The sequence below is a fragment of the Pseudomonas sp. GW821-FHT04C07 genome, from assembly GCF_059420325.1.
The window spans coordinates 14859-27782 of sequence record NZ_JBWKTM010000014.1; the positions used below are offsets into that span (position 1 = coordinate 14859).

General features: G+C 59.4%; 11 protein-coding genes. 10 read left to right on the forward strand and 1 reads right to left on the reverse strand.

The features are described 5' to 3' along the window. The first annotated feature begins 188 nt into the window (after positions 1-188). Entirely contained in the window at positions 189-2777 is a 2589-nt protein-coding gene (locus tag AC07UI_RS23085) for a FimV/HubP family polar landmark protein (RefSeq protein WP_494994689.1), read from the forward strand. A gap of 97 nt (positions 2778-2874) precedes the next feature. Here the strand turns inward: AC07UI_RS23085 and AC07UI_RS23090 are convergent, their stop codons facing one another. After that, on the reverse strand, positions 2875-3534 hold the full coding sequence (locus tag AC07UI_RS23090; protein ID WP_494994690.1) for a M24 family metallopeptidase: 660 nt from the start codon (positions 3532-3534) through the stop codon (positions 2875-2877). 230 nt (positions 3535-3764) lie between these two features. Here AC07UI_RS23090 and truA point away from each other — a divergent pair, with 230 nt between their 5' ends. The 9 genes from truA to AC07UI_RS23135 all read left to right on the forward strand — a co-directional run bounded on the left by truA (position 3765) and on the right by AC07UI_RS23135 (position 12779). Continuing rightward, positions 3765-4589, forward strand: coding sequence for a tRNA pseudouridine(38-40) synthase TruA (truA, locus tag AC07UI_RS23095; RefSeq protein WP_494994839.1), 825 nt, complete (start codon positions 3765-3767; stop codon positions 4587-4589). A 63-nt stretch (positions 4590-4652) separates the two neighbouring features. Continuing rightward, positions 4653-5276, forward strand: coding sequence for a phosphoribosylanthranilate isomerase (locus tag AC07UI_RS23100; RefSeq protein WP_494994691.1), 624 nt, complete (start codon positions 4653-4655; stop codon positions 5274-5276). A gap of 270 nt (positions 5277-5546) precedes the next feature. After that, complete coding sequence (gene accD, locus AC07UI_RS23105) at positions 5547-6467, forward strand: acetyl-CoA carboxylase, carboxyltransferase subunit beta (protein ID WP_494994692.1); 921 nt, start codon at positions 5547-5549, stop codon at positions 6465-6467. Further along, a complete protein-coding gene (gene folC / locus AC07UI_RS23110) occupies positions 6464-7771 on the forward strand; it encodes a bifunctional tetrahydrofolate synthase/dihydrofolate synthase (protein ID WP_494994693.1) in 1308 nt (435 codons plus the stop codon). The genes accD and folC overlap by 4 nt, the downstream gene beginning before the upstream one ends. Beyond that, positions 7755-8405 carry an SPOR domain-containing protein gene (locus AC07UI_RS23115; protein ID WP_494994694.1) on the forward strand — a complete coding sequence of 217 codons (651 nt, stop codon included), beginning with the start codon at positions 7755-7757 and terminating at the stop codon, positions 8403-8405. Before folC ends, AC07UI_RS23115 begins: the two co-directional genes overlap by 17 nt. Positions 8406-8659: 254 nt before the next feature. Next, complete coding sequence (locus tag AC07UI_RS23120; RefSeq protein WP_494994695.1) at positions 8660-9220, forward strand: CvpA family protein; 561 nt, start codon at positions 8660-8662, stop codon at positions 9218-9220. Between the two features lie 41 nt (positions 9221-9261). Then, positions 9262-10767, forward strand: coding sequence for an amidophosphoribosyltransferase (gene purF, locus AC07UI_RS23125; RefSeq protein ID WP_494994696.1), 1506 nt, complete (start codon positions 9262-9264; stop codon positions 10765-10767). Positions 10768-10797: 30 nt separating this feature from the next. Then, on the forward strand, positions 10798-12009 hold the full coding sequence (locus AC07UI_RS23130; protein ID WP_494994697.1) for an O-succinylhomoserine sulfhydrylase: 1212 nt from the start codon (positions 10798-10800) through the stop codon (positions 12007-12009). 11 nt (positions 12010-12020) lie between these two features. Then, positions 12021-12779, forward strand: a complete 759-nt coding sequence (locus AC07UI_RS23135; protein WP_494994840.1) for an SDR family oxidoreductase — start codon at positions 12021-12023, stop codon at positions 12777-12779. Positions 12780-12924: the final 145 nt, after the last annotated feature.

A 12924-nucleotide genomic window follows, 5' to 3' on the forward strand; every position in this document is an offset into this window, starting at 1 on the left:
CATAATGATTCTGGCCGGGCAGTATGCTCGGCTGGTTGTTGCTGGAGGTGAGCCGCTTTACGGGGCTTCCAGGGGCATGAATGAAATAATCGCGTGCAGGTCACGTTCATCACTGCACGCAATGCCTTACGGCAGCGGCTACTACACCTTCTCGCTAGCCGAGGAGTGTTCAAACAAAGGATGAGGCAATGGTTCAAGTTCGCAAACTGGTGTTAGCAATTGCGGCCGCCTCGGCGCTGTCCTCCGGTATGGCGCAGGCCCTTGGACTCGGCGAGTTGACCCTGAAGTCGACTCCGAACCAGCCGCTGGTGGCAGAAATCGAACTGCTTGATGTCAAGGACCTCACCGCTGCCGAAGTAGTGCCGAGCCTGGCGTCATCGGAAGAGTTCGCCAAGGCTGGTGTCGACCGTCAGGCATTCCTCAATGACCTGACCTTCACCACGGTACTCAATGCCAGTGGCAAAAGCGTTTTGCGCGTGACTTCGAGCAAGCCGCTGTCCGAGCCGATGGTCAAGTTTCTGGTGCAGGTGATGTGGCCTAGCGGCCGTCTGCTGCGTGATTACAGCGTGTTGCTGGATCCTTCGAAGTTCTCCCCGCAAACTGCTGAAGCCGCTGCTCAGTCCGCGCCAGCTCCAGCTGCTGCGGTCACCGCTCCGCTCACCGGGGCAGGCAAGCCTGCGCAATACACCACTACGCGGCGCGACACCCTTTGGGAGATTGCCGCGAAGGCTCGTAACGGCGGTTCGGTCCAGCAGACCATGCTGGCGATTCAGGCATTGAACCCGGATGCCTTTATCGACGGCAATATCAATCGGTTGAAAGCCGGTCAGGTATTGCGTTTGCCGGCCCCTGAGCAAATTACCAGCCTGCCGCAGCCTAAGGCTGTTGCCGAAGTCGCCGCGCAGAATACTGCCTGGCGCCAGGGCCGCCGCCTGGCCTCGCGCCCGCAGCAGCTGGACGCCACCAAGCGTGTGCGTGGCGATACCGCGCCGTCGCAAACAGCAGCCAAAGATAATTTGAGTCTGGTTTCTGCGGATTCCGGCAAAGCGCGTGGCAAAGGCGCGGCTGGCGACAGCAAAGCGCTGAGCAACAAGCTCGCCGTCACTCAGGAAAGCCTCGATTCGACCCGGCGCGACAATGCCGAATTGAAAAGTCGCATGACGGATCTGCAAAGCCAGCTGGACAAACTCCAGCGCTTGATCGAGCTGAAGAACAATCAGTTGGCCAAGATGCAAGCCGAAGGCGCGGACGCTGCCAAGCCTTCGGTGGCGATGCCGGCCGAGTTGGTCGCACATTCTCAGGCTGCGGTGACGCCACCGGCAGACGCGGCGCCAGTACCGGCGCCTGACGCTGCCAAACCTGCAGCGGTACCTGCCGAGACGCCGATTCAAGCGGCGACCCCGGCCGCGCAAGAGTCGAAATACAATGATCTGCTGACCAATCCAGTCTTGTTGGGGCTGATTGGTGGCGGTGCGGTGGTGGTTCTGCTGTTGCTGCTGCTGTTGGCGCGTCGTCGCAAAGCTCAGCAAGAGGCCGAAAAGCATATGCGCATGGCCCGTGCCTTGTCAGAGGAAGCTGAGTTTTCCAGCGATCTGGACCTGCCGGAAAGCAGCTTCGAAGGTCTTGAAGTTCCACCGCCGAGCGTCAAGCTCGCTCCAGCTCCGATCGCGCCCGTTGTAGTTGTAGCGCCCATTGCCGCACCGTTGGTAGCGCCAGCGGCTGAGCGTTCGGACGACGTTCTGGCGCAAGCGCAATCGCACATCGATCGCGGTGCCTTGAATCAGGCTGCCGAGATTCTGGAAGTGGCCATCAAGCAGGAACCGCAGCGCAGTGACTTGCGCTTGAAACTGATGGAAGTCTATGGCGCACAGGGCGATCGTGACGCGTTTGTCGCTCAAGAGCGTCAGTTGGTCGCCAATGGCAAGAATCATGCTGAAGTCGAACAGCTGAAAAGCCGTTTCCCGTCGATGGTTGCAGTGGCGGCCGTCGCAGGTATCGGCGCGGCGGCGGTGGCTGCTGCGCTGGACGCACAATACGTCAAGGATCTGCTGCTTGATGAGCCTGAGGCGCCAGCCCCGGCCGCAATGGATGATGAGTTTGATACCGCCTTTGATCTGAGTCTGGATGATCTGGAAGCGGCTTCTCCTGCGGTGGTCGTGCCTGAGCCTGAGCTTGAAGCCTTTCCGCTGGATGATGATTTGAGCTTCGAATCGGTGTTGCAGCAGCAGGCCGAAGCGAAGGAGAGCCTGGACGATCTGTCGGATTTCGATCTTGATCTGGGCGGTGACATGTCAGCCGACGCGCTGGCCGATGACGAGTTCCTGTTGAGCCTTGACGATGACCTGAAAGACCTGCCGGTAACTGAAGTGCCGACGGTTACCACGGCGCCGATCGATGATCTGGAGCTGCCGGCTGATTTCGATCTGTCTCTGTCCGATGAGCTCGATGCGCACACCGAGCCGGATGCGTTCGCTGTGGAGCTTGATCACGTCAACGCCGAGCTGGATCGTCTATCGCAAAGTCTGAAGCAGCCGCCTATCGCAGAGTCGTTCGCCGGGCCAAGCTTCACGGTCGAGGACGCAGCGATCGACACTGACGAGCCTGAGTTCGATTTCCTCTCGGGTACCGATGAGGTCGCTACCAAGCTGGACCTGGCTCAGGCTTACATCGACATGGGCGACAGCGATGGTGCACGGGATATCCTCAGTGAAGTGATCACTGAGGGTGATGACGGCCAGAAAAGCGAAGCCAAGGAAATGCTGGCACGTTTGGCCTGATACATCGCACCCGCTTTAACGACAACGGCAGCCATTGAGGCTGCCGTTGTTGTTTCTGTGGTCGCTAGACCTCTAATACCCCATGCCAGTGTGCGAGTCAGGCCAGCAAATCCTCATAAAATGCCCCAAACGGACGAGTAGGGTGGGCGATCTGGATTTCCAGAATCCACAGGCCAACATCGGGGCAGGCTTCGAAATTTCCCAGATCCCCGGCGCGATAGATGGCGTGGGGGAAATCACTGACGCGATGGCCTTTGATGTCCAGGTTCAGTACCCATCCCATGGCCGTTGCCTGCGCCTCGGCGTAGCGATACAACTCAGGCCCGGCTACCTGATGGGTTCGCCAATAGTCGTGAACCTGATCAAACAGGGTTTTGGCAGCCGTGGCGCAAGCGTGCATCTCTGGATCGTTGCCGGTGGTGAAGGTTGCGCCGCAGTCCCCCTCATGCTGATCCCAGACCACGCCCAGGTCGATAAAGAAAATATCGTTGTCACCCAGTGCCGGATCGCCTTCGGAGCGCTGTTTGAATGTTTTTAAAGTGTTTTCGCCGAAACGGATCAGCAGTGGATGCCAGATGCGGTCCATGCCCAGTTCTTGCAAAACCTCCAGGCCCAGCGCTTTGGCTTCGGATTCAAGCATGCCGGGCTTGATGCGTCTGGCCATCTCTTCGATGGCTTCCCAGGTCTTGCGTTTGGCGTGGCGCATGCCTTCCAGGCTATAGGCCAGGCCAACGGCTTCTTTGTTTATGGCGGTCATCGATCAGGTCTCGGTAAGGGGGGTTTTTGATCTTCGTTGTATATAAATATATATAGCGATGTCGTTGGGCAGGATGCAATCGTTGCGTGAGGTGGCGATCAAAAAGTTGAAGTCTGAAACTAAAAACGGCGTGAACATGGCGTCTCGGTCTCGCGGCCTTATAATGGACACCTTTGCGTAAATCAGCAGGCTGTAAGTCCTTGGCAAATATAGATAACGCGGCCGCCGAAATGGCGGCCGCAGGCTTTTCCAGAATCGCTTTGGGTGTTGAATACAAAGGTTCGCGTTATTGCGGCTGGCAGCGTCAGGCTTCCGGCGTTTTGACGGTGCAGGAAACCCTTGAAAATGCCTTGTCCAAAGTCGCCGACTCTCCGGTATCGCTGATGTGTGCCGGCCGTACCGACGCCGGCGTGCATGCCTGCGGGCAAGTAGTGCATTTCGATACCCAGGCCGAACGCTCGATGAAGGCCTGGGTCATGGGGGCCAACATCAATCTGCCCCACGATATCAGCGTGAGCTGGGCCAAGGTCATGCCTGCCGATTTCCATGCACGCTTCAAGGCGATTGCCCGGCGCTACCGTTATGTGATTTACAACGATCAGATTCGCCCGGCGCATTTGAATCAGGAAATTACCTGGAACCATCGCCCGCTGGATGTACAGCGTATGGCCGAAGCCGCCGAGCATCTGGTCGGGACTCACGATTTCAGTGCGTTTCGCGCCGGTCAGTGCCAGGCCAAGTCACCGATCAAGAAGCTCCATCATCTGCGTGTGACCCAGCACGGCAAGATGATCGTGCTGGATATCCGTGCCGGTTCATTTCTGCATCATATGGTGCGTAATATCGCTGGGGTGCTGATGACCATCGGCGCCGGTGAGCGGCCGGTGGAGTGGGCCAGGGAAGTGCTCGAAAGCCGTATTCGTCGAACCGGTGGCGTGACCGCCCATCCGTACGGGCTGTATCTGGTACAGGTTGAGTACCACGACGAGTTCCAATTGCCCGAGCGTTTCATTGGCCCGCATTTCCTGACCGGCTTCTCGGAACTTGACGGCTGACGCCCGGAAAAGCATTTGTTACCATCCGGGACTTTCTCGGATCAGCCCTGAGGTTCAAACGACATGTCAGCCGTTCGCAGCAAGATTTGCGGGATTACCCGCATAGAAGACGCCTTGGCAGCCGTCGACGCCGGGGCGGATGCGATTGGTTTTGTGTTTTACGCCAAAAGCCCTCGGGCGGTGAGTGTGCAGCAGGCGCGGGCGATCATTGCGGCGTTGCCGCCATTCGTGACCACTGTCGGTTTGTTCGTCAATGCCAGTCGTTGCGAGCTGGGCGAGATTCTCGATGCCGTGCCGCTGGACCTGCTGCAGTTTCATGGCGACGAAACGCCGTCCGATTGCGAGGGTTATCACCGGCCCTACATCAAGGCGCTGCGGGTCAAGGCCGGCGATGACATCGCTGCCAGGTGCGAGGCTTATGCGGGTGCCAGCGGGATATTGCTGGATACCTATGTCGAAGGCGTTCCTGGAGGTACCGGAGAAGCGTTCGACTGGTCGTTGGTGCCGCAGGGCCTGAGCAAGCCGATCATCCTCGCCGGAGGTCTGTCGGCGACGAATGTGGCTGAGGCCATTGCCCGGGTCCATCCGTATGCGGTGGACGTCAGTGGCGGGGTGGAGCAGAGCAAAGGCATCAAGGATCACGCAAAGATTCGTGCGTTTATTCAGGCCGTACGTAGCAGCAGCTAGCCGATGTGACGGCTGGCAGTCTGCCGCCGTCCATAACACCACTGTACACAACAGGCTTGGCACCGTCCCTGGACGGGCCGAAATTAAAGTGGCAGCCGCTCTGGAGCGGCTGCCGGGATGGCTGAGGATTTGTTCGGTTACACGCAGGTCAAGCCTCGCGCTGACCGCGGTAACCAACGGATCATCGCCGCACACATGAATTTAGCTCAAGGGCATGCGCGGGGCTGCGAACGTCAAATGTTCGGGTCGCCGGTACTGGAGAAAGAAAGCATGAGCAACTGGTTAGTAGACAAACTGATCCCTTCGATCATGCGTTCCGAGGTGAAGAAAAGTTCGGTGCCTGAAGGTTTGTGGCACAAATGCCCGTCCTGCGACGCCGTGCTGTATCGTCCGGAGCTGGAAAAGACCCTGGATGTTTGCCCCAAGTGCAACCACCACATGCGTATTGACGCTCGCGCTCGTATCAATATCTTCCTCGATGCTGAAGGTCGTGCCGAACTGGGTGCTGACCTGGAGCCAGTGGATCGTCTGAAATTTCGCGACGGCAAAAAGTACAAGGATCGTCTGACCGCGGCCCAGAAGCAGACCGGCGAGAAAGACGCGCTGATCTCCATGAGCGGTACTCTGCTGGGTATGCCTGTGGTGGTCTCGGCGTTCGAGTTCTCCTTCATGGGTGGCTCGATGGGCGCCATCGTTGGTGAGCGTTTTGTTCGTGCCGCCAACTACGCGCTGGAAAACCGCTGCCCGATGATCTGCTTTGCTGCTTCCGGCGGTGCGCGGATGCAGGAAGCGCTGATTTCTCTGATGCAAATGGCCAAGACCTCGGCGGTTCTGGCGCGTCTGCGTGAAGAAGGTCTTCCGTTCATCTCCGTTCTTACCGACCCGGTCTATGGTGGGGTTTCCGCCAGTCTGGCGATGCTCGGTGACGTCATCGTCGCTGAGCCCAAGGCCCTGATCGGCTTCGCCGGTCCGCGTGTGATCGAGCAGACCGTGCGTGAAAAACTGCCGGAAGGCTTCCAGCGCAGTGAGTTCCTGCTGGAGCACGGCGCCATCGACATGATCATTGCTCGTCAGGAACTGCGCCCGCGTCTGGGTAACTTGCTGGCGCAAATGATGGGCCTGCCGACGCCGGTATTCATTGCCGCCCCGGTCGAGTCGATCGCGATCCCTCCGGTGCCTGCAAACCTATGATCGAACGTACCCTTGGCGACTGGCTCGCCTACCTTGAGCAATTACATCCGTCGGCCATCGACATGGGGCTGGAGCGCTCGCAAGAGGTAGCGTCCCGGATGGGGCTGGGCAAGCCGGCGCCTCGGGTGATCACGGTAACGGGTACCAACGGCAAAGGTTCTACCTGTGCGTTCGTGGCTTCCTTGCTGCGAGCGCAGGGACTCAAGGTCGGCGTCTACAATTCGCCGCATCTGCTGCGCTACAACGAGCGGGTGCAGGTCAATGGCGTCGAAGCCACTGACGCTGAACTGTGCGAGGCCTTCGTGGCGGTCGAGTCCGGTCGCCGCGAAATCTCCCTGACTTATTTCGAGATGGGCACCCTGGCAGCGTTCTGGCTGTTCCAGCGTGCCGGTCTCGATGCCGTGGTGCTGGAAGTCGGTCTGGGTGGTCGTCTGGATGCGGTCAATCTGATCGATGCCGACCTGGCACTGGTCACCAGCATCGGCGTCGATCACGCTGACTGGTTGGGTAATACCCGTGAGTCGGTGGCTTTCGAAAAGGCCGGCATATTCCGCCAAGGCGCGCCTGCGCTCTGCGGCGATCTCAATCCTCCTCAACCCTTGCTGGACAAAGCGCGCGAGCTGAGTTGCCCGTTTTTCCTGCGTGGTCGCGATTTCGATCTGGGTATCACCGAGCATAACTGGCAGTGGCGTGGCCTGGATGCGCAAGGTGGTGTTGTCGAGTTGCATGATTTGCCTCTGCTCGATCTGCCGATGGAAAACGCGGCGCTGGCGTTGCAGGCTTACCTGTTGCTCGGTTTGCCCTGGCAGGCGGAGCAAATTGTCGAGGCGCTGAAAGCCACTCAGGTGGTCGGGCGCCTCGATCGGCGTCAGTTTGATTGGCACGGCAAGCGTCTGAATGTGCTGCTGGATGTGGGACACAACCCGCATGCAGCGGAGTATCTGGCCCATCGCCTGGCTCGCCGCCCTCTGGCAGGCAGGCGTCTGGCGGTGTTTGGTTTGCTGGCTGACAAGGACCTCGATGGAGTTCTTGCGCAGTTGAGTGGTAGTGTCCAGCAGTGGGCTGTTGCCCCGCTGGATTCTGCGCGCAGTCGCCCGGTCGAAGATCTGCAGGCGGCCTTGCAGAACCTTGGTGCGTCGGTGACGTCCTACGAAAGTGTCGCTGCCGCGCTGGAAGGGCAGTGTGCCCAAGCGGCGGCCGAGGATGAAATTCTGTTGTTTGGATCATTTTATTGTGTTGCCGAGGCGCTCCAATGGTTAGCCCGGCGCTCCACGGAGGAGGCTGCAAATGGCTTTGCTGGATAACGTTTACAAGCAGCGCATGGTCGGAGCACTGGTCCTGGTGGCGTTGGCGGTAATCTTCTTGCCGATGCTGTTTTCCCGTCAGGATGAGCAGCGTCAGATAACCGTTGACGCCCCGGCCAAGCCTCAAGCGCCTGCGGTGCAGCAAGTGCAGGTTGAGCCAGTGGTCGTGCCTGAACCGCAAAGCCTGCCGCAAGAGCCGGTTCCCAGTGATGACGAGATCGCTGATCAGGCGGTGCCGGCCAAGCCGGTCGCGCCGATGACTCCAGTCCCGGCGCCGGTCGTAGCCAGCAAGCCTGTAGCTCCCGCGCCGGCACCAAAACCTGCAGCAGCCCAGCCTGTTGCACCGGCGCCGAGCAAGCCCGATGTGAGCCAAAGTCGCGTCGATGCCAATGGTCTGTCAGTCAGCTGGTCGGTTCAATTGGCCAGCCTGTCCAGTCGGGAAAGTGCCGAGAGCTTGCAGAAGTCCCTGCGCAGCCAGGGTTACAACGCCTATATCCGTTCTGCAGATGGCAAGAACCGGGTGTTCGTCGGGCCGCTGATCGAGCGCGCTGAAGCCGATCGTCTGCGCGACTTGCTGGGTCGTCAGCAGAACCTCAAGGGGTTTGTGGTGCGTTTCCAGCCTGAGCGCGGCTGAAGCCACGTTGCTCGTAGCAGCTGGCGCAGCCTGCGTCCGGCTGCGCAGCAGTCATAAGTCCGGCTTGCCTGAATGACCGAGATGCCTGGTATTGCGACTGCTGAGCAGCTGGACGCAACCTTCGCCAGCGGCTACGCAGGTCGTGTTATCGGCTGACGCTATCTCATTGATTTGAAATGCACTGACAATCGCAGCTTACCGACAGGCATGCGCTCTGCTAAAATGCGCCGCCTTATCCGTCTGTAGGCTGCACTGTGCTATTTACCTGGGTTGACTGGGCGATCGTTGCAATCATCGCCATCTCCGCTTTGATCAGTTTGAGTCGCGGCTTCGTCAAAGAAGCACTATCGCTGCTCACCTGGATCATCGCAGGAATCGTAGCCTGGATGTTCGGTGGCTCATTGTCCCAGTACCTCGCCGGATACATCGAAACACCTTCGGCTCGCGTGATCGCGGGTTGTGCCATCATGTTTGTCGCCACCTTACTGGTAGGCGCCATGATCAATTATCTTATCAGCGAGCTGGTTCGTGTCACCGGCCTGTCCGGGACCGACCGGTTTCTCGGCACGGCCTTCGGTGCCGCGCGTGGCGCGTTGCTGGTGGTCGTGGCGGTCGGGCTGTTGAGCCTGGGCCCGGTACAGCAGGATTCGTGGTGGCAGGAGTCACGACTCGTGCCAAAATTTCTATTGGTCGCAGACTGGTCCAAAAACCTGATCCTGGGGTGGAGCAGTCAGTGGCTTGCCAGCGGTATCAGCGTACCCGCTGAAGTACCGTTCAAGGAATACCTCTTGCCGACGGCCAAAACGCCTCAGTGAGATGTGTTCAGTTCAGATTCATTAAGTAGGGGTTGCGTCGCATGTGTGGCATCGTCGGTATCGTCGGTAAGTCGAACGTCAATCAGGCGCTGTATGACGCGCTAACCGTCCTCCAGCACCGCGGCCAGGACGCTGCCGGTATCGTGACCAGTCATGACGGCCGGTTATTCCTGCGCAAGGACAATGGCCTGGTCCGTGATGTGTTCCATCAACGGCATATGCAGCGCCTGGTCGGTCACATGGGCATTGGCCATGTGCGTTACCCGACCGCGGGCAGCTCGACCTCGGCCGAAGCTCAACCGTTTTACGTCAACTCGCCTTACGGCATTACCCTGGCGCACAACGGTAACCTGACCAACGTTGAACAACTGGCCAAGGAGATTTACGAATCTGACCTGCGCCATGTCAACACCAACTCCGATTCGGAAGTCCTGCTCAACGTGTTCGCTCACGAGCTGGCCCAGCGCGGCAAGTTGCAGCCAACCGAAGAAGACGTTTTCGCCGCCGTAACCGACGTGCACAATCGCTGCGTGGGTGGTTATGCCGTGGTTGCGATGATCACCGGTTATGGCATCGTCGGTTTCCGTGACCCGCACGGCATTCGTCCGATCGTCTTCGGTCAGCGTCATACCGATGAAGGCGTCGAGTACATGATCGCCTCGGAAAGCGTTTCCCTGGACGTGCTTGGTTTCACCCTGATTCGCGACCTGGCACCGGGCGAAGCGGTCTACATCACTGAAGACGGCAAGCTGCACACCCGTCAGTGCGCGACCAATCCGAAGCTCACACCTTGCATCTTCGAACATGTCTACCTGGCGCGTCCGGACTCGATCATCGACGGCGTTTCGGTCTACAAGGCTCGCCTGCGCATGGGTGAGAAGCTTGCGGACAAGATCCTGCGTGAGCGTCCACAGCACGATATCGACGTGGTTATCCCGATTCCGGACACCAGCCGTACGGCTGCACTGGAGCTGGCTAACCACCTGGGCGTGAAGTTCCGCGAAGGTTTCGTGAAGAACCGCTACATCGGCCGGACCTTCATCATGCCGGGCCAGGCTGCACGGAAAAAATCCGTACGCCAGAAGCTCAACGCCATCGAACTGGAATTCCGCGGCAAGAACGTGATGCTGGTGGACGACTCCATCGTTCGCGGCACCACCTGCAAGCAGATCATTCAGATGGCCCGTGAAGCGGGTGCGAAGAATGTCTACTTCTGCTCGGCGGCACCGGCTGTTCGCTACCCGAACGTCTACGGTATCGACATGCCGAGCGCCCACGAGCTGATCGCACACAATCGTACCACCCAGGACGTTGCCGATCTGATCGGCGCCGATTGGCTGGTCTATCAGGACCTGCCGGACCTGATCGAAGCGGTTGGCGGTGGCAAGGTCAAGATCGAGAGCTTTGACTGCGCGGTGTTCGACGGCAAGTACGTCACTGGCGATATCGACGAGACCTACCTGAACAAGATCGAGCAGGCGCGTAACGATGCCTCCAAAGTCAAGACTCAGGCCGTCAGCGCGATCATCGACCTGTACAACAACTGATTTGGAATACAAGACTAAGGAGTAGGCAGCATGAGTCAGGATTGGGATGCCGGTCGGCTGGACAGCGACCTCGATGGCGTAGCTTTCGATACCCTGGCCGTGCGCGCCGGTCAGCACCGTACGCCGGAAGGTGAGCACGGTGATCCGATGTTCTTCACCTCCAGTTACGTGTTCCGCACGGCCGCCGATGCGGCTGCGCGGTTCGCCGGTGAAGTGCCGGGCAACGTCTACTCGCGTTACACCAACCCTACGGTGCGGTCGTTCGAAGAGCGTATCGCAGCGTTGGAGGGTGCCGAGCAAGCGGTTGCCACGGCAACCGGCATGGCGGCGATCCTGGCGGTGGTCATGAGCCTGTGCAGCGCCGGTGATCATGTGCTGGTGTCGCGCAGTGTGTTCGGCTCGACCATCAGTCTGTTCGAAAAGTATTTCAAGCGCTTTGGTATCGAAGTCGATTACGTGCCCCTGGCGGACTTGTCCGGTTGGGATGCGGCAATCAAGGCCAATACCAAATTGCTCTTTGTTGAATCACCGTCCAACCCGCTGGCCGAATTGGTGGATATCGCGGCATTGTCCGGGATTGCCCATGCCAAGGGTGCGATGCTGGTCGTCGACAACTGCTTCTGTACGCCGGCGCTGCAACAGCCGTTGAAGCTGGGTGCGGACGTGGTGGTGCATTCGGCCACCAAGTTCATTGATGGCCAGGGCCGTTGCATGGGGGGCGTAGTTGCCGGTCGCAGCGAGCAGATGAAAGAAGTGGTTGGTTTCCTGCGTACTGCCGGGCCGACCCTGAGTCCATTCAATGCCTGGATTTTCCTCAAGGGCCTGGAAACGTTGAACCTGCGTATGCGCGCTCACTGTGCCAGCGCTCAGGTTCTGGCCGAGTGGCTGGAGCAGCAGGACGGGATCGAGAAGGTACATTACGCCGGCCTCAAGAGCCATCCGCAGCATGAGTTGGCCCGGCGTCAGCAGCGTGGCTTCGGTGCGGTGGTGAGTTTCGAGGTCAAGGGTGGCAAAGAGGGGGCCTGGCGTTTCATCGATGCAACCCGACTGATTTCGATCACCGCGAACCTGGGCGACAGCAAAACCACCATCACTCATCCGAGCACCACCTCTCACGGCCGTTTGGCGCCGCAAGAGCGTGAGGCTGCCGGGATTCGAGACAGCCTGATCCGCGTTGCGGTCGGTCTGGAAGATGTCGCTGACTTGCAAGTGGATCTGGCGCGCGGGTTGGCTGCCTTGTGATCGATTTGTCCATGGGGGCGAGTAGCACCAATGGTCGTGTCGCGCTGGTTACCGGCGCGGCGCGTGGCATCGGTCTGGGGATTGCGGCCTGGCTGATCAGCGAAGGCTGGCAGGTGGTGCTGACTGATCTTGACCGCGTGCGTGGCTCCAGGGTCGCCAAGGTTCTCGGTGAAAGCGCCTGGTTTATCACCATGGATGTGGCGGATGAGCAGCAAGTCGCCTTGGGCGTTGCCGAGGTGCTTGGTCAGTTCGGGCGCCTTGATGCGCTGGTTTGCAATGCGGCGGTGGCCGAACCGCGCAATATCACGCTGGAAAGTCTTGATTTGGCTTACTGGAATCGTGTTCTGGCGGTGAACCTCAGTGGGCCGATGCTGCTGGCCAAGCACTGCGCGCCTTATCTGCGCGCTCACGCGGGTGCCATCGTCAATCTGGCCTCGACTCGCGCCGGGCAATCGGAGCCGGATACCGAGGCCTATGCGGCGAGCAAGGGCGGGCTGCTGGCGCTGACGCATGCGCTGGCGATCAGTCTGGGTCCGGAGATTCGGGTCAATGCGGTCAGTCCTGGCTGGATCGATGCCCGAGACCCGGCTGTGCGCCGGGCCGAGCCGCTGACGGACGCTGATCATGCTCAGCACCCGGCGGGCAGGGTAGGGACGGTTGAGGACGTGGCGGCGATGGTGGCCTGGCTGCTGTCGAAGAATGCGGGTTTTGTCACGGGCCAGGAGTTTGTGGTCGATGGTGGCATGACCAAGAAAATGATTTATCGGTAGGAGCGCAGCTTGCTCGCGATGCGGCTTGCGCGATCGAGCTGTTCGAATGGAAGGCTGTCCGGGAAAGATAAACTTATTTTGTCTTTTTCAGAAAAACTTCAAGCGGGGTATTGACTTAGCTTCGGTATCTGCGTAAATTTCGCGG

Coding starts and splice junctions, on each gene's coding strand:
- AC07UI_RS23085 (WP_494994689.1), top strand. CDS start 189: ATGGTTCAAGTTCGCAAACTGGTGTTAGCAATTGCGGCCGCCTCGGCG.
- AC07UI_RS23090 (WP_494994690.1), bottom strand. CDS start 3,534: ATGACCGCCATAAACAAAGAAGCCGTTGGCCTGGCCTATAGCCTGGAA.
- truA (WP_494994839.1), top strand. CDS start 3,765: ATGGCGGCCGCAGGCTTTTCCAGAATCGCTTTGGGTGTTGAATACAAA.
- AC07UI_RS23100 (WP_494994691.1), top strand. CDS start 4,653: ATGTCAGCCGTTCGCAGCAAGATTTGCGGGATTACCCGCATAGAAGAC.
- accD (WP_494994692.1), top strand. CDS start 5,547: ATGAGCAACTGGTTAGTAGACAAACTGATCCCTTCGATCATGCGTTCC.
- folC (WP_494994693.1), top strand. CDS start 6,464: ATGATCGAACGTACCCTTGGCGACTGGCTCGCCTACCTTGAGCAATTA.
- AC07UI_RS23115 (WP_494994694.1), top strand. CDS start 7,755: ATGGCTTTGCTGGATAACGTTTACAAGCAGCGCATGGTCGGAGCACTG.
- purF (WP_494994696.1), top strand. CDS start 9,262: ATGTGTGGCATCGTCGGTATCGTCGGTAAGTCGAACGTCAATCAGGCG.
- AC07UI_RS23130 (WP_494994697.1), top strand. CDS start 10,798: ATGAGTCAGGATTGGGATGCCGGTCGGCTGGACAGCGACCTCGATGGC.
- AC07UI_RS23135 (WP_494994840.1), top strand. CDS start 12,021: ATGGGGGCGAGTAGCACCAATGGTCGTGTCGCGCTGGTTACCGGCGCG.